Genomic DNA, 18,111 nt, shown 5'->3' with positions numbered 1-18,111 from the left:
GCGTAGAGCTGTCGTCGCCCCGTGCGCGATCTGCCGCGTGATGGGCCTCAACGATGCGGCAGGCGTGCGATATCGCTTGACCGGAGCGCGTAGCACCGCGTTGTTCGCGTTGGCGGTATTTGTCGTGGCGTTGGTCGTACGCGTGCATTTCGTTACGCACGCGCACGTCTATCCGTTCGACCGCGGCGATGCGGGGCAATACCTGGCATATGCCTGGAACCTCGTTCGCCACGGCACCTTCTCCGGTTCGGTCGGCGACGGTCCGATCATCGCCGATGCATTCCGGGCACCGGGCTATCCGGTCTTTCTCGCAGCCTTCCTCGCGAAATACGGCGAAGACGCCTATATGCCGGTGCTGCTTGCGCAATCGGCCTTGGGCGCAATGGCGGTGGTGTTCGGCGCGCTTCTGGCACGTCGCGCTGCCGGTACGCCCGCTGCGATCGCCGTGGCGCTGCTGGGCGTGGCGTGGCCGCATCTCGTGACCAGTAGCGCGTACCTGCTGTCCGAAGCGCTTTATGGATTCCTTGTTGCGGCTACGCTTTGGGCGTTCGCGGGCATCGAGCGTCGAAGGCCTGTAGTGCATGCGGGCATCGCGGGCGCGGGTGCCGCACTCGCGTGGTTGACCAATCCGGTGTGCGCTCCCGCCTGGGTCCTGCTTGGCGTTGCATCGGCATGGCGCGGCCAGCGACGCGCGGCGCTGGCCTTCCTGCTCGTGTTCGCGCTTGCCCCATTGGGCTGGGCGATCCGCAATGCCGTCGCGGTCGACACCGCGGCGCAGGGAGCGTCGGACCGGGCGTGGGTGAACCTCGTGCAAGGCTCGCATCCCGAGTACCACATCGTGCACCGCGAGCGACTCGCGAACGCCATGACGCCGGCTGCAGTCGATGCATGGAGCGAGATGAACGCGGAGATCGCGACGGGACGAGAGTCGCGCAGGGAAGGGATGCGCGTCGTCCTTGCGCGCCTCGCGCGGACGCCAGTGGATTCGTTCGTCTGGTACGCCCGGTATAAGCTTGCGGAATTGTGGGGATGGGATATCGCGGTAGGCCAGGGCACGTACTACGTCTATCCGACCTATCGCTCGCCATACGAAACCGAAGGGCTATTTCGCGCGATTTCATCGATCTGCTTCGGTCTGAATCCGCTGGTCGCCCTGGCTGCCTTGTTCGGCATCGCGGTCGCGGTGACGCGCGTCGTGCGGCGACGGACACCCATTCCATCGGCAACGTGGGCGACGGCACTGACACTCGTTGCCACGACGGCAGTGCACCTCGTCCTGCAGGCCGAGCCGCGTTACGCCGTTCCCTATCGCATGCTCGAGTTCATCGCCGCTGCATTCGCGGTTCAAGTGGCGGTGGGCTGGCTCCGCGCCCGTCGCGGTCGCACAAAAGGAGCCACCCTATGACTGTGCTCATCCGCCGCGCGACGGTCGACGATGCGGCGACGTTGTCGTCGCTGGCGACGGCAACGTTTGTCGAAGCGTTCGGTCATCTGTATCAGCCCGAGGATCTGCAGGCGTTTCTCGACGATGCGTACGACGTGCGCAAGCAGGCGACGATCCTCGCGCATCCCGATTACGCGGTGTGGTTCCTGGAATCGGACGGTCGCGCCGTCGGTCACTGCGCAGCGGGTCCGTGTGGGTTGCCGCACGCGGACGTCGTGCCCGGCGATGGCGAGGTCAAGCGCCTCTACGTGCTCCGCGAATTCCAGAACGGCGGAAGCGGTGCGCGTTTGATGGACACCGCGATGCAATGGCTGGAGCGCGAGGGTCCGCGCACGCTGTGGGTCGGCGTGTGGAGCGAGAACGAGGGCGCGCAGCGTTTCTACGGGCGCTACGGCTTCGAGAAGGTCGGCACGTACGAATTCCCCGTGGGGCGCGTGCGCGATCTGGAATTCATCATGCGACGGCCGGCGCAACGCTGACGCGGTTCCCAACGTTGCACCTCGCGAACCCGTAGCCGCTCGCTATATCCGGCGCGATTCGCGTGCGGCACGGCGTCGCACGACCTTCGTCACCCTTGCACAACACCGCGACCGGCCCGATGTCGCGGTGATGACGACTTCCCGCGTACTCCTCGTCCACGGCCTCTGGATGCGCCCGGCATCGATGGCGCTGCTCGCGCGTCGTCTCGGGCGCGAGGGGTTCGAGACCGAGCTGATCGGCTATGAGAGCTCCCGCCAGCGGCCCACACATGCGCTGCGTGCGATTTCCGACGCCGCCCGGCGCGCGCCCTGTCACATCGTCGGCCACAGCCTCGGCGGGTTGATGACGCTGACCGCGCTGGATGCCGAGCCCGACCTGCCGGTGGAACGCGTCGTCTGCCTGGGCTCGCCGCTGTGCGGCAGCGCGGCGGCTGACGGGCTGGCGCGGGTCCCGAAGCTGGGTCGCTGGCTCGGCCATAGCCGACGCCTGCTGCGAGACGGTTGCCACGCGTGGGCTGGGAACGCCGAGGTCGGCTCGATCGCCGGCACCCTCCCGCTCGGGCTGGGCCGCGTGATCGGCCGGATCCACGGCCCGAACGACGGCACGGTCGCCGTGTCCGAAACCCGGCTCGACGGCCTCACCGACCACGTCATCGTCCATGCCACCCACAGCGGACTCGTGCTTTCGCCCACCGCGGCCAGGCAGGTCACCGCCTTCCTGCGTGAAGGCCGGTTCCAGCACTGAACGAGCCAGCCGGTGCCGCCGGTTCCGAGCGGCCGATCCGGTAAAATCTGCGCCCCGTTACCTGTTCGTCCGGAAGTGCCCGATGGGTCGTGGTCCCTCGATCGAAGCCCGCAAGAACGCCGTCGACGCCCAGCGCGGCAAGATCTTCACCAAGGTCATTCGCGAGATCGGCGTCGCCGCGCGCATGGGCGGCGGTGATCCGTCCGGCAATCCGCGGCTGCGCGCCGCGATCGACCGCGGCCTCGACGTCAACATGTCGAAGGACGTCATCGAACGCGCGATCAAGAAGGCGACCGGCGAACTCGAAGGCGTGACCTACGAGGAACTCCGCTACGAAGGTTATGCGCCCGGCGGCGTTGCGGTGATCGTCGACTGCCTCACCGACAACAAGGTGCGCACCGTCGCCGACGTCCGCCACGCGTTCTCCAAGTTCGGCGGCAACCTCGGCACCGACGGCTCGGTGTCCTTCATGTTCCACAAGCGCGGCGTGATCTGGTTCGGCGAAGGCGCGGACGAAGACCGCATCACCGAAGCGGCGATCGACGCCGGCGCCGACGATGTCGTCGTGTATCCGGAAGACGGCTCGATCGACGTGCTGACCGCGCCCGAATCATTCGACGCGGTGAAGTCGGCGCTCGAAGCGGCCGGCCTCAAGCCGGGCGAATCGCAGGTGACGATGCGCGCGGAGAACAACGTCAAGGTCGAAGGCGACACCGCCAGGCAGGTCGCCAAGCTGCTCGCGTGGCTCGAGGACATGGACGACGTGCAGCACGTGTATTCCAACGCTGAACTCGGCGAGGACGCGTACGCCTGACGGCGGCGCAAACGTGATCCGAATCCTCGGCATCGATCCGGGCTCGCAGCGCACCGGCGTCGGCTTCGTCGACGTCGACGCGACGGGCAAGTGCGCCTACGTGTCCGCACATACGTTGAAATTGCTGGACGCAGAGGATTTCCCGAAGCGGCTCGGTCTGCTGTGCGAAGGCCTCGATGCGCTGATCGACGAATGGAAGCCGACGCAGGTCGCGATCGAAACCGTCTTCATGGACAAGTCGGCGACCAGTGCGCTGAAGCTCGGGCATGCACGCGGCGCGGCGATCGCGACGGTGGTGCGCCGCGGCCTGCCGGTCAGCGAATACGCGCCGCGGCTGATCAAGCAGTCGCTGGTCGGGCGTGGCGCCGCGGACAAGCAGCAGGTGCAGCACATGGTGCGGCTGCTGCTGAACCTGCCGGAGCAGAAGATCCAGGCCGACGCCGCCGATGCACTGGCCGTCGCGCTGACCCACGCCCACATGAGCGCGACCGCCGGCCGTACCGGCATCGCGGTCGCCCATCTGCGCCGACGCGGCAGCTGAGACGGGCGGAGCGCACCGTGATCGCAATGAGCGCACAATGCGCGCCGCCGGGTGGGCGGCACGGGATACGACGCATGATCGGACGGGTTCACAGCTTCGCTGGCGGCAGGCGCGTTCGCGCGGCTGCGGGCGCGCGCGGAGCTGTCGCGTGATCGGGCGCCTGCGCGGGATCCTCGTCCAGAAGCAGCCGCCGTGGCTGATGGTGGAAGTGGCGGGCGGCATCGGCTACGAGCTCGAAGCGCCGATGAGCACGTTCTACGACCTGCCCGAAGCCGGGCGCGAGGTCGTGCTGTTCACGCACTACGCGCAGAAGGAAGACAGCGTCTCGCTGTACGCCTTCCTGCGCGAAGGCGAGCGACGGCTGTTCCGCGACGTGCAAAAGGTCACGGGCATCGGCGCGAAGATCGCGCTGGCCATTCTCTCCGCGGTAAGCGTCGATGAATTCGCGCGGCTCGTTCAGGCCGGCGACGTCACCGCGCTCACGCGCATCCCGGGCATCGGCAAGAAGACCGCCGAACGCATCGTGGTCGAGCTGCGCGACCGCGCGGCCGACCTGATCGGCACGGGTTCGTCGCTCGGCGTGAACACTGGCGTGCCGGCTGATCCGCAGACCGAAGCGGTGATCGCCCTGCAACAGCTCGGTTACAAGCCGGCCGAAGCCGTGCGCATGGCAAAGGACGCCGTGCAGCCCGGCGACGACACCGCGACCATCATCCGCAAGGCGCTACAGTCCGCGCTCCGCTGAGCGAAGGACCGCGTTCCAGGACGTTCATGACCGCTTCCGTTTCCACGGCCACCTCTTCGCATGGTGGCGATACGGGCCATGCCCACGGTCACGGACACGCCGGTCTCGCGACCATGGTGGTCGGCGCCGTGGGCGTCGTGTTCGGCGACATCGGTACCAGCCCGCTCTACACGATCCAGGAAATGTTCCTGCCGCATTACGGGTTGCAGCCCGATGCGTCGACGGTGAAGGGCCTGCTGTCGCTCGCGTTCTGGGCGTTGATGCTGGTCGTCACGCTGAAGTACGTCATCGTCATCATGCGTGCGGACAACGAGGGCGAGGGCGGCATCATGGCGCTCACCGCACTCGCGCAGCGGTCGCTGAAGCAGGGCTCGCGGCTCAACTACCTGGTCGGCATCCTCGGCATCTTCGGTGCGTCGCTGTTCTTCGGCGACGGCATGATCACGCCGCCGGTCACCGTGCTCGGTGCGCTCGACGGCCTTCGCGTGATCTCGCCGGAATTCGGACACTGGGTGATGCCGGTCGGCCTGGTCATCCTCGTCGCGCTGTTCGCGTTCCAGCGCTTCGGCACCGAGCGTGTGGGCAGGATCTTCGGGCCGGTGATGATCACGTGGTTCGTCGTGCTGGCGATTCTCGGCGTCAACAACATCGTCCGCTATCCGTCGGTGCTGACCGCGCTGAATCCGTACTGGGGCCTGCGTTTTTTCATCACGCATGGCGGCCATGCGCTCTTCATTCTCGGTGCGGTGGTGCTGGCGATCACCGGCGGTGAAGCGCTGTATGCCGACATGGGCCACTTCGGCAAAAAACCCATTCGCTGGGCGTGGTTCGGCTTCGTGCTGCCGGCGCTGGTGCTGAACTACTTCGGGCAGGGCGCGGTGCTTCTGCAGAATCCCGAGGCGCGCGCGAATCCGTTCTACATGTCCATGCCCGACTGGGCGCAGGTGCCGATGCTCGGGCTTGCGACCGTCGCTGCGGCCATCGCTTCGCAGGCGGTGATCACCGGCGCGTTCTCGGTGACGCGCCAGGCGATCCAGCTCGGCTACCTGCCGCGCCTGTCGATCAAGCACACGTCGAGACAGACGATTGGCCAGATCTACGTGCCGTCGATCAACTGGACGCTGCTGGGCGCGGTGATCCTGCTGACGCTCGCGTTCAAGAGCGCGACCAACCTCGCCACCGCATACGGCCTGTCCGTCACCGGCACGATGCTCATCGACACGCTGCTGCTCGCGCTCGTCGCATACACGCGCTGGAACGACTCGCGTAAATGGGTGCTGCCGCTGTGCGGCCTGTTCCTGATCATCGACGTCGCGTTCCTCGTCGCCAACGGCGGCAAGCTGCTCACCGGCATCGGCGCGTGGGTGCCGCTGTTCATCGGCATCACCTCGTTCACGCTGATGCGCACCTGGCGTCGCGGCCGCGCGCTGCTGCACGAGGAAGTGCGCAAGGAAGGCATCCAGCTCGACGTGTTCCTGCCCGGCCTGATGCTGTCGCCGCCGGTGCGCGTGCCGGGCACGGCGGTATTCCTCACCGCCGATCGCGGCGTCGTGCCGCAGGCGTTCCTGCACAACCTCAAGCACAACAAGGTGCTGCACGAGCGCAACGTCTTCCTCACCGTCGAACCGATGACGGTGCCGATGGCGCCCAAGGACAAGCGCCTGAAGATCGATTCGATCGGTGAGAACTTCTACCGGGTGACGATCAAGTTCGGCTTCATGGAAACGCCGGACGTGCCGCTCGCGTTGATGCGTTCGTGCGACAAGGGCGGCATCCATTTCGACCCGATGGACACGACGTATTTCGCGAGCCGCGAAACCATCGTCGCCAGCAAGCACCGCGGCATGCCGTTCTGGCGCGACAAGGTGTTCGCGCTGATGCATCGAAATGCCGCACCCGCGACGACCTTCTTCCGCATTCCGGGCAACCGCCTCGTCGAGCTGGGCGCGCAGATCGAGATCTAGCGTCGCACCGGCTGAGCGGCGGCGGGCCATAATCCCGGCATGACCGAGAACCGCATCATCGCCGCCGGCGCCACGAACGAAGACGCCGCCGTCGAGGCCAGCATCCGACCCAAGCGCCTGGACGAGTACCTCGGCCAGGCGCCGGTGCGCGAGCAGATGAAGATCTACATCGAGGCCGCGAAGGGCCGCGGCGAAGCACTCGACCACGTGCTGATCTTCGGCCCGCCCGGCCTCGGCAAGACCACGCTCAGCCAGGTCATCGCCAACGAACTCGGCGTCAACCTGCGGCAGACGTCCGGCCCGGTGATCGAGAAAGCCGGCGACCTCGCGGCGTTGCTCACCAACCTGCAGCCGCACGACGTGCTGTTCGTCGACGAGATCCATCGCCTGTCGCCGCTGGTCGAGGAAGTGCTGTACCCGGCGATGGAGGATTTCCAGCTCGACATCATGATCGGCGAGGGCCCGGCCGCACGCTCGATCAAGATCGATCTGCCGCCGTTCACGCTGATCGGCGCGACCACGCGCGCGGGCTTGCTGACCGCGCCGCTGCGCGACCGCTTCGGCATCGTGCAGCGCCTGGAGTTCTACAGCGCGGAAGAACTGACGAAGATCGTGCAGCGTTCCGCACACATCCTCGGTATCTCGTGCACACCGGACGGTGCCGGCGAGATCGCGCGTCGATCGCGCGGCACGCCGCGTATCGCCAACCGCCTGCTGCGCCGCGTGCGCGACTTCGCGCAGGTGCGCGGCGACGGCACGATCACCAGCCAGACCGCGTTCGATGCGATGACGATGCTGAAGGTCGATCCGGAAGGTTTCGACGAACTCGATCGGCGCCTGCTCGGCATCGTGATCGAGTCGTTCGATGGCGGGCCGGTCGGCGTCGAATCGCTGGCCGCAGCGCTGAGCGAGGAACGCGGCACGCTCGAGGACGTGGTCGAGCCCTACCTCATCCAGCAGGGCTACCTGATCCGCACCGCGCGCGGCCGCATGGCGACGCCGAAGGCGTATCGCCACCTCGGATTCACCCCACGTGCGAAGTCGCCGGATCTGTTCGAGCCACCGGCTGCGCCGTCGATCGACTGAACCGCCGCTTGCCGCGGCGTCGGCACGGTTGGGCACCGCGGGTAGACTTGGCGCCCCCACGCACGGCCCGGCATTTCGGGCGTTCGGAGCGCATGTTCAGCCTGCCGGTCCGCATCTACTGGGAAGACACCGACGCCGGCGGCGTGGTCTACCACGCGCGCTATGTCGCATTCCTCGAGCGCGCGCGCTCGGAGTGGATGCGCGCGAACGGCCACGGACAGGCATCGCTGCAGGCCACGGGCCTGGTGTTCGCGGTGCGTGCGATGACGCTGGATTTCCTCAAGCCCGCCCGCCTCGACGACGCGCTCGACGTGCATTGCGAACTCGCCGACTGCCGCCGCGCAAGCCTCGTCTTCAAGCAGTCGATCGACCGCGACGGGGAACGTCTTCTCGACGCCACGGTCCGAATCGCTGCGCTCGACGCCGCGACGTTCCGCCCCGCGCCCATTCCGGCCGGGCTGCATGCGCAGCTCGCCGCCCTGCAAACCCCGAACTGATCGTCCGCCGCATGGACCGGAGAGCCCGAATGACCGCATCGCATCGCCCGCGCACGTCCCCCACGCACACGGCTGCAGGGGCCGCCCGATGAGCGCGCTGTCGCTGATGCTGCAGTCCAGCCCCGCCGCGCTGCCGGATGCGACGCCCGTCGATGCGCAGCCGCTCGCCGATGCGGCGCAGGCCGCGAGCGCCGCAGCTACGCCCCCCGCCGGCTCGCTCGACCTCGTGCAACTGGTCACGCACGCCAGCCTTCCGGTGCAGCTGATCATGCTGCTGCTGATCGTGGCGTCGATCGCGTCGTGGGTGATCATCTTCCGCAAGTCGGCGCTGCTGCGTCGCGCGCGTCGCGAAGCGGTGCAGTTCGAGGAACGCTTCTGGTCGGGCTCCGAACTCAGCAAGCTCTATGAAGGCGCGAGCGGGCGCGGTCGCGATGTCGGCGGCATGGAAGCGATCTTCGAAGCCGGTTTCCGCGACTTCAACCGTCTTCGCCAGCGCCGCGGCGCGGACACCGACGCGCAACTCGAAGCCGCGCAGCGCGGCATGCGCGCGACCGCGTCGCGCGAACTCGATTCGCTGGAACACAACCTCGAACTGCTCGCCAACATCGGTTCGACGTCGCCGTACATCGGCCTGGTCGGCACCGTGTTCGGCATCATGGTGACGATGCATTCGCTGCTCGCCAGTTCGCAGCAGGTAGGCATCAAGGACGTCGCGCCCGGTATTTCCGAAGCGCTGCTGGCGACCGCGATGGGCCTGTTCGTCGCGATTCCCGCGGTGTGGGCGTACAACCGCTTCGCCACTGCCGTGGAGCGGCTTGCGTCGCGCTACGAGGCGTTCGCAGAAGAGTTCTCGTCGATCCTGCAGCGACAGTCGCACCTCGAGGGCTGAGCCATGTCGGTCTCCCTCCGTCGCCACAGGCGACGCAAGCTCAAGTCAGAGATCAACGTCGTGCCGTACATCGACGTGATGCTCGTGCTGCTCGTCATCTTCATGATCACCGCGCCGCTGCTGAACCTCGGCGTCGATGTCGATCTTCCGAAGTCGAACGCGAAATCGCTGCAGCAGAAGACGGACCCCGTCGTCGTGCAGGTCGATGCGGACGGCAATTACTTCCTCGCGGTGAAAGCAGGCAGCAACGAAGCCGTCAGCGGTGCGGAACTCACCGCGCGGCTGTCGACGATCGTCGCGCAGAATCATGACGTGCAGGTGCTGATCGGCGCGGATGCGAAGGCGAGCTACCAGACCGTTACCGACGCGATCGATCTGCTCAAGAAGGCGGGCGTCGACAAGGTGTCGCTGATCAGCTCGCCGAAGGGTCAGGCGAAGTGAGGGTTCGGCCGGCCGACGACGCCACCGCGGTCGCGCTGGCGATCGGCTTGCACCTCGCGCTCGCGTTGCTGCTGTGGCTCGCGATGCGGCCGCACGACATCACGCAGGCCAGTGCCGGTGGCATGTCGGCGGACGTGGTCGATGTCGGTCAGTTGTCGGCGGCGATGCAGCGCACTTTGAACCATCGTCCGCAGCCTGCACCGGAGCCGTTACCGGAACCCGTGCCCGAACCGCAGCCGGAACCCGAAACCGCGCCGCCGGAAGCGCAACCGAAGCCGCAGCAACAGCTCACGCAGCCGGACGACGTCGAACACCAGGCGGTGGTCGAAACGCCGACGCCGCAGAAGGCCGTCGAAACGAAGCCACAGGAAGAAAAGCACCAACAGCAGCAGGCCGACCTGACCAGCCCGGTCGATGCGCAGCAGGAAGCGCAGCAGCGCCAGCAGGCCGACAAGGAAGCGCAGCTCGCGGACATCCGTCGTCGTCGTGCCGCGGCCTCGCGTGCCGCGATGGCTGCCGAGGAACGCCTCGCGCAGCTCACCGCGCCGACGCGCAGTGGATCGGCCGCGCAGCAGGCGGCACAGTCGGACGCCGATGCGGGCGGCAGCGGTCCCGCCGACGACGGCCTGCTGGGTCGTTACGCCGCCGCGTTGCAGGACGCCATCCGCGCGAAATGGATTCGTCCGGACAACATTCCGCCGAACGCGATGTGCCGCCTCGTCATCCGCCAGTTGCCGGGCGGTGAGGTGATCGATGCGCAGGTGACGTCGCCCTGCGTGTACGACGAGGCCGGCCGTCGCTCGATCGAGGCCGCGGTGCTGAAGGCGCAGCCGCTGCCTTACGCGGGCTTCGAGAAAGTCTTCAAGCGCGAACTGACGCTCAACTTCCGCGCGCCCTGACGGGACGCGACGGCTCGCATCTGTCAACCCGCTAAACGGTTCAGGTGTGAGCTAGGATTCACGATCGGGCTGCTACCTGTATGCGCCCACACCGAAAGACCGAGGAATCACGATGCGTCGTCTCGTGTCATGGCTGGTCCTGTGCATCGCATGCCTGTTGCCGATGGCGGCGGCCGCGCAGCAGCAGGGCCTGGAGATCGACATCGTCGGCGGCAACGCGGCCGCGCTGCCGATTGCGGTGGTGCCGTTCCAGAACGGCACGGGTGCGAACGACGAGGCGTCGATCGTCGCTGCGGATCTCAACCGCTCCGGCCAGTTCAAGTCGTTGCCGGTCGACGGCCTGCCGGAACGCCCGACGCGCAGCGAGGACGTCAACTATCCGGTCTGGCGTGCGATCAACCAGGATTACGTCGTCGTCGGTCGCGTGCTCGATGCGGGCGGCGGTGCGTATCGCGTCGAATACGAACTGCTCGACGTCGCCAAGCAGACGCGCCTGCTCGGCTTCGCACTCACCGCGCGCAGCGGCCAGATGCGCGACGTCGCGCACCAGATCGCCGATGCGATCTACGAAAAAGTCACCGGCGTGCGCGGCGCGTTCTACACGCGCATCGCGTACGTCACGCAGAGCGGTACAGGTGGTGGCGCGCGCTATGCGCTCGTGGTCGCCGACAGCGATGGCTACAACCCGCAGACCGTCGTGCGCTCGACCGAGCCGCTGATGTCGCCGTCGTGGAGCCCGGATGGCGCGCGCCTCGCGTACGTCGGCTTCGAAGGCGGCAGCTCGGCGATCTACATCCAGACGATCGCCAGCGGCGCGCGCGAGATGGTCGCGCACTTTCGCGGGATCAACGGTTCGCCGGAGTTCTCGCCGGACGGTCGTCGCCTCGCGATGACGCTGTCGCGTTCGGGCAATCCCGAGGTCTACGTGATGGATCTCGGCAGCCGCGCGCTCACGCAGGTCACCAACCACTATTCGATCGACACCGAACCGACGTGGAGCGCGGATGGTTCGCGCCTGTATTTCACGTCCGATCGCGGCGGCCGTCCGCAGATCTACACGGCGTCGGCATCGGGCGGCAACGCGACGCGCGTGACCTTCCAGGGCACGTACAACGCCAGCGCCACCGTGTCGTACGACGGCAAGAAGATCGCCACCGCGCAGGGCGTGGGCAATACGTACCGCATCGCGCTGATGGACTCGAGCCTCGGCAGCCCGCGCTGGAGCCTGTTGTCGCCGGGCAACCTCGACGAATCCCCGAGCTTCGCGCCCAACGCGAGCATGCTCATCTACGCCGCACGCGAGGGCGGTCGCGGCGTGTTGTACGCGCTGTCGGCCGACGCGCGCGTTCGCCAGCGCCTCGTGCTCGCCGACGGCGATGTTCGCGAGCCGGCGTGGGGCCCTTACCGCACGCCGCGCTGACGCGGCAGACGTCCATCCAAAACGCCAAACAAGGAAAGAACGAATGAACGCCAAGTCCGCCAGCCAGCTCCTGATCGTCGCCGCGATGTGCACCCTCGCGATGGCGTGCTCGAAGAAGGTCAAGGAAACGCCGCCGACCGATACGTCGACGGGCACCACCACGACCATGCCCGCCACCACCGGCCCGACCACCGCCGGCGCGTACGGCCCGAACGATCTCGATACCGACACCTGCCTGCGCCAGCGCATCGTCTACTTCGACCTCGACCAGGACACGCTGAAGCCGGAGTTCCAGGCGATTGTGAACTGCCACGCGAAGTACCTGCGCGACCGTCCGTCCTCGCGCATGACGCTCGACGGCCACGCCGACGAGCGCGGCAGCCGCGACTACAACCTCGCCCTCGGCGAACGCCGTGCGAACGCCGTTTCGTCGGCGATGCAGGCCGCGGGTGGACAATCGTCGCAGCTGACGACCAACAGCTTCGGCGAAGAGAAGCCGATCTGCACCGAGTCGGGCGAGGGTTGCTGGTCGAAGAACCGTCGCGTCGAGATCAGCTACAGCGCGCGCTGATCGATACGCGGTAGTTGGCGAAACGGGCCGCGCGATGCGGCCCGTTTTCGTTGCGGCATGCATTCATCGTCGCGACAGTCGGATCGCGGCCCGCGCGCGGCATACTCGCCGCACGCTCCAACACCGGGGAATCGTCATGAACTCACCTCGCGCCCTCGCGCTCGCCATCGCGCTGGTCCTCGTCGCACCGCTGCCCGTCTTCGCGCAGCGCGCCAGCCTCGCCGATCGCGTCACCGCACTCGAAGTGCGCGCCGCGAATCCGCAGAACGTCGAACTGGTCAACCAGATCGCGCAGCTGCGCCAGGATGTGCAGTCGATGCGCGGGCAGCTGGAGGAAATGCAGCAGGCGAACGAGCAGCTGCGCGCGTCGATGCGGACGCAATACCTCGACGTCGACGGCCGCCTGCAGCGGATCGAGGGTGGCGCGACGCCGGCTCCGGTAACACCGACGCCAGCGCCCGCAGCCACTGCGAAGCCCGCACTCGGTACTTCCACAGCGGCCGCGCGTCCTTCGGCGTCGACCAAGCCCGCGGCGCCTGCGACGACCAAGGCCAAGCCGCCCGCGGCACCGACCGCCGCCGCCGGCTCCGCGACGCCCACCGGCAACGAGCTCACCGCCTACAACGCCGCCTTCGACGCGCTGAAGGCCGGTCGCTACGCCGACGCCTCGCGCCTGTTCTCGGACTTCCTCGACCGCTACCCGGGCGGCGTCTACGCGCCGAACGCGCTGTACTGGCTGGGCGAGAGCTACTACGCGACGCGCAACTACGAGCAGGCCGTCGAGCCGTTCACGCAGCTGCTCGATCGCTTCCCGACCCACGACAAGGCGCCCGGCGCGATGCTCAAGCGCGGCCTGACCCGCCTTAACCTGCATCAGGACGACGCGGCGCGTGCCGATTTCGAGGGCGTGGTCGCCCATTACGCCGGCAGCGACGCCTCGCAGTCGGCCGCTGATCGCCTGCGCGCGATGGGCGCCGCGCGCTGACGCGACCGCCCGCAACGGGCGTCCTGAACGGCGGCGCGCGTCCGCACCGGCGCAGGCGGGCAGGGCGGTAAAATCGCCGGATGAGCGTCCCCGTCACCGCGGCCGCCGCAGCGCCGGAGCGCTTGCGGCTGACCGAGATTTTCCTGTCCCTGCAAGGCGAGTCGAACAGCGTCGGCTGGCCGACCGTGTTCGTGCGCCTGACCGGCTGCCCGCTGCGCTGCCAGTACTGCGACACCACGTATTCGTTCCACGGTGGCGACTGGTGGGAGATCGACGCGATCCTCGCCGAGGTCGCGCGCCTCGGTGTCCGCCACGTCTGCGTCACCGGCGGCGAGCCGCTCGCGCAGAAGCGCTGCACGATCCTGCTGCAGCGCCTGTGCGACGCGGGCTACGCGGTGTCGCTGGAAACGTCCGGCGCGCTCGACATCGGCGCGGTCGATCCGCGCGTGTCGCGCGTGGTCGACATCAAGACGCCGGGCTCGGCCGAAGTGCATCGCAACCGCTGGGAGAACATCCCGCTGCTGACGCCGCACGACGAGGTCAAGTTCGTCATCTGCTCGCGCGAGGATTACGAATGGTCGCGCGGCATCGTCGCCGAACATGCGTTGCCATCGCGCTGCGATGTGCTGTTCTCGCCGAGCTTTGGCCAGGTCGCGCCACGTGATCTCGCGCAGTGGATCGTCGACGACCGCCTGCGGGTGCGCTTCCAGCTGCAGCTGCACAAGATCCTCTGGGGCGACGAACCGGGGCGTTGATGCGTCGCATTGCGTGATGTCGCCTTGCGCGATGCATGCATGCCGCACGGTCCGCGTGTTCGTCGCACATCAATCCGCATTCTTTCGTTCAAAGCACCGATGACTTCCACGTCTACACGCAGGGCCGTCGTTCTTCTTTCCGGCGGCATGGATTCCGCCGTCGTCGTTGCGATGGCGAAGTCGCAGGGTTTCGACGTCTACGCGCTCAGCGTTCGCTACGGCCAGCGGCATACGTCGGAACTCGACGCCGCCGCGCGCGTGTCGCAGGCGCTCGGCGTCATCGAGCACAAGACCGTCGTCGTCGACCTCGGCACCATCGGCGGCTCCGCGCTCACCGACACCGCGATCGACGTGCCGACGGCGGGCGATACCGGCTCCAGCATCCCGGTCACCTACGTGCCGGCCCGCAACACGATCATGTTGTCGATCGCGCTGGGCTGGGCCGAAGTGCTCGGCGCGAACGACATCTTCTGCGGCGTGAATGCGGTGGACTATTCGGGCTATCCCGACTGTCGCCCCGAGTTCGTCGCCGCGTTCGAACGACTCGCGAACCTCGCGACGAAGGCGGGCGTCGAAGGCGCGGGCCTGCGCGTGCACGCACCGCTGCAATTCATGAGCAAGGCCGACATCGCGCGTGAAGGCGTGCGCCTCGGGGTCGACTTCGGCCTGACTGTCTCCTGCTACAAGGCCGACGCCGAAGGCCGCGCCTGTGGCGAATGCGATGCATGCCGCCTGCGCGCTCAGGGCTTCGAAGCGGCCGGCGTGCCGGACCCCACGCGCTACGCAGCGGCTGAAGCCAGCGGGCGTCTGCGGTAAGATCGCGCCCCCGGCGACGCCGGGACTGTGGGTCGTTAGCTCAGTCGGTAGAGCATCGGACTTTTAATCCGCTGGTCGATGGTTCGAATCCATCACGACCCACCATTGAAATCAGATACTTGCGAGGCTCTACCGACTGCCTCCGTAAATCACTCCGTAAATCCCGATGGCTTCACGCGCGGAACGGAGTGGTCGTACACCTTCATCATCGCATCCGAAACGCCCAACGCGTCCTGACGTTCGCCCTTGCTGCCTGCAGCTTCGGTGCCGCCCTTGCGCTTGAGGTCATGCAGGCCGAAACGCTGCTCCGGTGCGATGACGTCCTTCTCGATCGCCAGCTTGATGAGCCGCTGCCAGGCGGTGTCCAAGCCCGACTTGCTGAGCGGTTCGCCGCCCTGCGAGAGAAACAGCGCGCGATCTTCCAACCTCAGCATTTCCGGGCGCTTCAATCGCGTCAGCGTGGCTTGCCGTAGTGCGACAGCGGCGTCCCATGCCGCGCGTAGGCGCGGATTCCACTGCACAAGCGAATCGCGTGAGCGCTTGCGTCGGTTCGTCTGGATGCCTTCGGGCGTTTCAGCCGCGAGCGTAAGCGTCACCGTCTCGATGCCGCGCAGGCGGCACATGTAGCCCAGTTCCATCACCAGCCACAGGTACGGCGCGACCGAGCCTTCCGTGTGCGCCTTCAGTGCGCCGCGCTCCTGTGCGAAACGGAGCAGGGCGGTGTAGACGTCCGTCGGCGGTAGGCGCCGCTTCTTGCGCTCCTGCGCAGCCTCCACGCCCTGCGCGGGGTTGTGCGGACACAGCCCGCGATTCACGCCCCATCGAAACAGCAGGCGCAGATAGCGCAGCACCTTGTTCGCCTTCGTTGGCGTGCCTTCGTTGTCCAGGCGATCGACAATGCGCTGGATGTGCGCGGCCGCCAGTCGCTTCGCCTCAAGCTTGCCGAATGTCGTGCCGCTCGTGGTCTTGATCCCGAGTGCCACGTCGCGGCTGTATTCGTAGTCGTCCTGCGTGGACTTGGCGAGCTTCGCGAACTTCGCGCTCGCGTGGTACTGCTTCGACAGCCACTCGACCGTTCCGGCCAATTCCTGCGGCTCGATCATCGCGTGCAGATCGGACAGCTTCGCTGCCGGCCCTGCGAGCGTTTCGCGCGCCGGCTTGCCTTCTGATTGCACGAAGCGATACCAGCGGCCCTTGCCGGTCGCATCCCAATACACGCCCTTCGGGATCGCGTTCTGGTCGATGTGCGAAGGGATGGACGGATTGTGCTTGCGCTGCCGCGGTGCCATCACACCACTCCGGCCGGGTAGGCGTCGTCGTTGCTCGCCAACAAGCCTAGCGCGGCGTTCAGTGCTTCGACGGTCGTCCACACACCGCCACGGCATGGACGCACGCTTAGGCCGATGTCACGCGCCCACCGCTCCACATCCGCGCGGCGGTCATAGCCGCTCACGCGCTGCAGGTCGGCGAACTCAAGCACGCTACCGATCACCTGGCATGGCCTCCATGCCGGCGCAGGTAGCGCGTGGCGTACAGGTGCAGCGGCAGCGCGGTATGCGGCGCCGCCATCTGCCCCCAGAACCAAAGATGCTGCCCGTCGTGCTTCGTAGCCACGAGCCGCCACGCGCTCCGCATTGAGTTGACGGACTTAGCCACGGTCATCCTCGCTGTAGCGGTGGGCGGTCATGCGGCTTGGCTCTGCGCTTCTCGCGCGTTGAACTGAAAGACTGCGTTGGCGAAGCCTGGCGGTGTCGCGCTGCGCAGGTTGGCGCGCTCGCTGGACGGCGGCAGCAGGTGCATGCGGCTTCCATCGATCGCTGGCAGCGGACGGCGCGGCGGCATGACGAACCCACCGCCGGCCCAGATGCAGGTCTTCTTTGTGTAGGTGTCGTCCTGGCCGCCTTCGTAGCCCGCGTACTCGTTCGGATCGAAGGTGTAGTCGGGCTTGCGCCAGTAGCTGCTGATCACGCTCACCGGGTTCTCGATGCCGTACGGGCAGTCGGCGGCTTCCAGCATTTCCGCCGCACGGGCAAAGCAGCCGATCGCATCCGCCAAGGCGTACAGCCCCTTGCCCTTGAACCACCGCGCGCCTGACACCGCGACATCCGTGCAGGGGGGGGCAGGCGAAGCCGAAGCGATAGCGACGCAGTGCGGGCGCATACCGGTGAATGTCGGCGCCAACGTAGATCAGATTGCCGTCCCGGCGCTCGCCCTTCGCATGCTGCAGATCGACCAGGTAGCAGTCGTAGCCCGCGTCCGCCCAGGGCTGCGCCATCGTCGGGTTTTTGTGGAACAGGAACAGCGCGGCGGGCTTGTCCATCACTCCCCCTCGCCCAGCAGGCCGCGCAGTGCGCGCACGGCTCGGCCGATGGCTCCGGCCAGCGCGAAGTGTTTGTCGGCGAGCAGTTCGCGCGTGTGCGCTTCGAGCTCCACCGCCGAACCCTCAATCCCCTCCCGCACCTTCCGCAGCTCGGCCTCGGCGGACTCGGCGCGCTGCATTTCCCGGCCCATCTGCTCGGCATACATGCGCGAGCTATTGTCGGCCGCTACCAGTCTCGCCAGCGCGGCCTCTTTTGCGGCGCGCTCGTCGGTGAGCGTGGCGCGGATTTGCAGCAGCGTGTTGGCGGCGCGACAGCCGCGACCTTCCAGCATCGCGAGGTCGTGCAGCGAGTCCATCGCCTCGCCGTAGGTAAGCGGCGGGCACAAGTGCTTGACCTCACTCATGGCGGGCCTCGCGGGCGGCGTACAGCGCCTGAACCTCAAAGGCGTCCGACAGCGGGGAGTTCCCGGGCAGTGCGCCCGGATCGCGTTCGTCGTAGCACCACGGGTAGCCGGGTATCCGCGAGCGCCACGCCACAGGCACCGCCTCCGCCTGCTGCGGTGCGGCTAGGGCGGCTTCGAGGGTGTGCGCAGCTTCGTCGAGCGCAGCGCCAAGTGTCGGCATGCCAGTGCGGTACGCATCGAGCGCGGCGAATCGAACCATTGCTAGCGCCTCAGTGACGGCGCTCATGCCTTGCGAG

At 67.3% G+C, this 18,111-nt stretch carries 23 protein-coding genes and 1 tRNA gene; 18 read left to right on the top strand and 6 right to left on the bottom strand.

Annotated features, from left to right (window positions below):
* Positions 1 to 64 precede the first annotated feature (64 nt).
* The 18 genes from ACVWZN_RS09880 (at position 65) to ACVWZN_RS09795 (ending at position 15,196) form a co-directional block, all read left to right on the top strand.
* Complete coding sequence (locus tag ACVWZN_RS09880; protein ID WP_456953671.1) at positions 65 to 1,405, top strand: hypothetical protein; 1,341 nt, start codon at positions 65 to 67, stop codon at positions 1,403 to 1,405.
* Positions 1,402 to 1,923, top strand: a complete 522-nt coding sequence (locus ACVWZN_RS09875; RefSeq protein ID WP_456953670.1) for an N-acetyltransferase family protein — start codon at positions 1,402 to 1,404, stop codon at positions 1,921 to 1,923. The genes ACVWZN_RS09880 and ACVWZN_RS09875 overlap by 4 nt, the downstream gene beginning before the upstream one ends.
* A gap of 130 nt (positions 1,924 to 2,053) precedes the next feature.
* Complete coding sequence (locus ACVWZN_RS09870) at positions 2,054 to 2,668, top strand: alpha/beta fold hydrolase (RefSeq protein ID WP_456953669.1); 615 nt, start codon at positions 2,054 to 2,056, stop codon at positions 2,666 to 2,668.
* An 82-nt stretch (positions 2,669 to 2,750) separates the two neighbouring features.
* On the top strand, positions 2,751 to 3,482 hold the full coding sequence (locus ACVWZN_RS09865) for a YebC/PmpR family DNA-binding transcriptional regulator (RefSeq protein ID WP_027081921.1): 732 nt from the start codon (positions 2,751 to 2,753) through the stop codon (positions 3,480 to 3,482).
* Positions 3,483 to 3,495: 13 nt separating this feature from the next.
* Positions 3,496 to 4,023 carry a crossover junction endodeoxyribonuclease RuvC gene (gene ruvC, locus ACVWZN_RS09860; RefSeq protein WP_027081922.1) on the top strand — a complete coding sequence of 176 codons (528 nt, stop codon included), beginning with the start codon at positions 3,496 to 3,498 and terminating at the stop codon, positions 4,021 to 4,023.
* A gap of 148 nt (positions 4,024 to 4,171) precedes the next feature.
* Complete coding sequence (gene ruvA, locus ACVWZN_RS09855; protein WP_456953668.1) at positions 4,172 to 4,768, top strand: Holliday junction branch migration protein RuvA; 597 nt, start codon at positions 4,172 to 4,174, stop codon at positions 4,766 to 4,768.
* 26 nt (positions 4,769 to 4,794) lie between these two features.
* Positions 4,795 to 6,732 carry a potassium transporter Kup gene (locus ACVWZN_RS09850; protein ID WP_456953667.1) on the top strand — a complete coding sequence of 646 codons (1,938 nt, stop codon included), beginning with the start codon at positions 4,795 to 4,797 and terminating at the stop codon, positions 6,730 to 6,732.
* 39 nt (positions 6,733 to 6,771) lie between these two features.
* Entirely contained in the window at positions 6,772 to 7,818 is a 1,047-nt protein-coding gene (gene ruvB / locus ACVWZN_RS09845) for a Holliday junction branch migration DNA helicase RuvB (RefSeq protein ID WP_456953666.1), read from the top strand.
* Between the two features lie 92 nt (positions 7,819 to 7,910).
* The gene (gene ybgC, locus ACVWZN_RS09840; protein ID WP_456953665.1) at positions 7,911 to 8,315 is read left to right on the top strand and encodes a tol-pal system-associated acyl-CoA thioesterase; all 405 of its coding nucleotides are present in this window, start codon (positions 7,911 to 7,913) and stop codon (positions 8,313 to 8,315) included.
* An 88-nt stretch (positions 8,316 to 8,403) separates the two neighbouring features.
* Positions 8,404 to 9,204 (top strand): protein TolQ, encoded by an 801-nt coding sequence (tolQ, locus tag ACVWZN_RS09835; RefSeq protein WP_456953664.1) that lies wholly within the window; start codon positions 8,404 to 8,406, stop codon positions 9,202 to 9,204.
* Positions 9,205 to 9,207: 3 nt separating this feature from the next.
* Entirely contained in the window at positions 9,208 to 9,645 is a 438-nt protein-coding gene (tolR, locus tag ACVWZN_RS09830; RefSeq protein ID WP_456953663.1) for a protein TolR, read from the top strand.
* A complete protein-coding gene (locus ACVWZN_RS09825; RefSeq protein WP_456953662.1) occupies positions 9,642 to 10,544 on the top strand; it encodes a cell envelope integrity protein TolA in 903 nt (300 codons plus the stop codon). The genes tolR and ACVWZN_RS09825 overlap by 4 nt, the downstream gene beginning before the upstream one ends.
* Before the next feature lie 112 nt (positions 10,545 to 10,656).
* Positions 10,657 to 11,964: a Tol-Pal system beta propeller repeat protein TolB gene (gene tolB / locus ACVWZN_RS09820; protein WP_456953661.1), complete on the top strand. Its 1,308-nt coding sequence runs from the start codon at positions 10,657 to 10,659 to the stop codon at positions 11,962 to 11,964.
* A 43-nt stretch (positions 11,965 to 12,007) separates the two neighbouring features.
* Positions 12,008 to 12,535 carry a peptidoglycan-associated lipoprotein Pal gene (gene pal, locus ACVWZN_RS09815; protein WP_456953660.1) on the top strand — a complete coding sequence of 176 codons (528 nt, stop codon included), beginning with the start codon at positions 12,008 to 12,010 and terminating at the stop codon, positions 12,533 to 12,535.
* A gap of 136 nt (positions 12,536 to 12,671) precedes the next feature.
* Positions 12,672 to 13,520: a tol-pal system protein YbgF gene (ybgF, locus tag ACVWZN_RS09810; protein WP_456953659.1), complete on the top strand. Its 849-nt coding sequence runs from the start codon at positions 12,672 to 12,674 to the stop codon at positions 13,518 to 13,520.
* 80 nt (positions 13,521 to 13,600) lie between these two features.
* Positions 13,601 to 14,275 (top strand): 7-carboxy-7-deazaguanine synthase QueE, encoded by a 675-nt coding sequence (gene queE, locus ACVWZN_RS09805; RefSeq protein WP_456953658.1) that lies wholly within the window; start codon positions 13,601 to 13,603, stop codon positions 14,273 to 14,275.
* Positions 14,276 to 14,374: 99 nt separating this feature from the next.
* Positions 14,375 to 15,091: a 7-cyano-7-deazaguanine synthase QueC gene (gene queC / locus ACVWZN_RS09800; RefSeq protein ID WP_456953657.1), complete on the top strand. Its 717-nt coding sequence runs from the start codon at positions 14,375 to 14,377 to the stop codon at positions 15,089 to 15,091.
* Positions 15,092 to 15,120: 29 nt separating this feature from the next.
* Positions 15,121 to 15,196 (top strand) — tRNA-Lys (locus ACVWZN_RS09795).
* A gap of 44 nt (positions 15,197 to 15,240) precedes the next feature.
* On the opposite strand, the gene ACVWZN_RS09790 is transcribed toward ACVWZN_RS09795, so the two are convergent.
* The 6 genes from ACVWZN_RS09790 to ACVWZN_RS09765 form a co-directional block, all read right to left on the bottom strand.
* Positions 15,241 to 16,380 carry a site-specific integrase gene (locus tag ACVWZN_RS09790; RefSeq protein ID WP_456953656.1) on the bottom strand — a complete coding sequence of 380 codons (1,140 nt, stop codon included), beginning with the start codon at positions 16,378 to 16,380 and terminating at the stop codon, positions 15,241 to 15,243.
* Positions 16,380 to 16,571: a hypothetical protein gene (locus ACVWZN_RS09785; protein ID WP_456953655.1), complete on the bottom strand. Its 192-nt coding sequence runs from the start codon at positions 16,569 to 16,571 to the stop codon at positions 16,380 to 16,382. Before ACVWZN_RS09785 ends, ACVWZN_RS09790 begins: the two co-directional genes overlap by 1 nt.
* Positions 16,572 to 16,579: 8 nt before the next feature.
* Entirely contained in the window at positions 16,580 to 16,705 is a 126-nt protein-coding gene (locus ACVWZN_RS09780; protein ID WP_456953654.1) for a hypothetical protein, read from the bottom strand.
* 69 nt (positions 16,706 to 16,774) lie between these two features.
* A complete protein-coding gene (locus ACVWZN_RS09775) occupies positions 16,775 to 17,188 on the bottom strand; it encodes a hypothetical protein (protein ID WP_456953653.1) in 414 nt (137 codons plus the stop codon).
* Between the two features lie 222 nt (positions 17,189 to 17,410).
* On the bottom strand, positions 17,411 to 17,815 hold the full coding sequence (locus ACVWZN_RS09770) for a hypothetical protein (protein ID WP_456953652.1): 405 nt from the start codon (positions 17,813 to 17,815) through the stop codon (positions 17,411 to 17,413).
* Positions 17,808 to 18,074 (bottom strand): hypothetical protein, encoded by a 267-nt coding sequence (locus ACVWZN_RS09765; protein WP_456953651.1) that lies wholly within the window; start codon positions 18,072 to 18,074, stop codon positions 17,808 to 17,810. Before ACVWZN_RS09765 ends, ACVWZN_RS09770 begins: the two co-directional genes overlap by 8 nt.
* Positions 18,075 to 18,111: the final 37 nt, after the last annotated feature.

Source organism: Lysobacter sp. HA35 (assembly GCF_054061195.1).
Note: the sequence above shows the minus strand (reverse complement) of the source record. Positions and strands in the feature narration are given on the sequence as shown.

Excerpts from the sequence above, each read along its gene's own strand:
- ybgF (WP_456953659.1), top strand. The coding sequence starts at position 12,672 with ATGAACTCACCTCGCGCCCTCGCGCTCGCCATCGCGCTGGTCCTCGTC.
- ACVWZN_RS09875 (WP_456953670.1), top strand. The coding sequence starts at position 1,402 with ATGACTGTGCTCATCCGCCGCGCGACGGTCGACGATGCGGCGACGTTG.
- tolB (WP_456953661.1), top strand. The coding sequence starts at position 10,657 with ATGCGTCGTCTCGTGTCATGGCTGGTCCTGTGCATCGCATGCCTGTTG.
- tolQ (WP_456953664.1), top strand. The coding sequence starts at position 8,404 with ATGAGCGCGCTGTCGCTGATGCTGCAGTCCAGCCCCGCCGCGCTGCCG.
- ACVWZN_RS09765 (WP_456953651.1), bottom strand. The coding sequence starts at position 18,074 with ATGGTTCGATTCGCCGCGCTCGATGCGTACCGCACTGGCATGCCGACA.
- ruvB (WP_456953666.1), top strand. The coding sequence starts at position 6,772 with ATGACCGAGAACCGCATCATCGCCGCCGGCGCCACGAACGAAGACGCC.
- ACVWZN_RS09790 (WP_456953656.1), bottom strand. The coding sequence starts at position 16,380 with ATGGCACCGCGGCAGCGCAAGCACAATCCGTCCATCCCTTCGCACATC.
- tolR (WP_456953663.1), top strand. The coding sequence starts at position 9,208 with ATGTCGGTCTCCCTCCGTCGCCACAGGCGACGCAAGCTCAAGTCAGAG.
- ACVWZN_RS09770 (WP_456953652.1), bottom strand. The coding sequence starts at position 17,815 with ATGAGTGAGGTCAAGCACTTGTGCCCGCCGCTTACCTACGGCGAGGCG.
- ACVWZN_RS09870 (WP_456953669.1), top strand. The coding sequence starts at position 2,054 with ATGACGACTTCCCGCGTACTCCTCGTCCACGGCCTCTGGATGCGCCCG.
- ybgC (WP_456953665.1), top strand. The coding sequence starts at position 7,911 with ATGTTCAGCCTGCCGGTCCGCATCTACTGGGAAGACACCGACGCCGGC.
- ACVWZN_RS09865 (WP_027081921.1), top strand. The coding sequence starts at position 2,751 with ATGGGTCGTGGTCCCTCGATCGAAGCCCGCAAGAACGCCGTCGACGCC.
- queE (WP_456953658.1), top strand. The coding sequence starts at position 13,601 with ATGAGCGTCCCCGTCACCGCGGCCGCCGCAGCGCCGGAGCGCTTGCGG.
- pal (WP_456953660.1), top strand. The coding sequence starts at position 12,008 with ATGAACGCCAAGTCCGCCAGCCAGCTCCTGATCGTCGCCGCGATGTGC.
- queC (WP_456953657.1), top strand. The coding sequence starts at position 14,375 with ATGACTTCCACGTCTACACGCAGGGCCGTCGTTCTTCTTTCCGGCGGC.
- ACVWZN_RS09850 (WP_456953667.1), top strand. The coding sequence starts at position 4,795 with ATGACCGCTTCCGTTTCCACGGCCACCTCTTCGCATGGTGGCGATACG.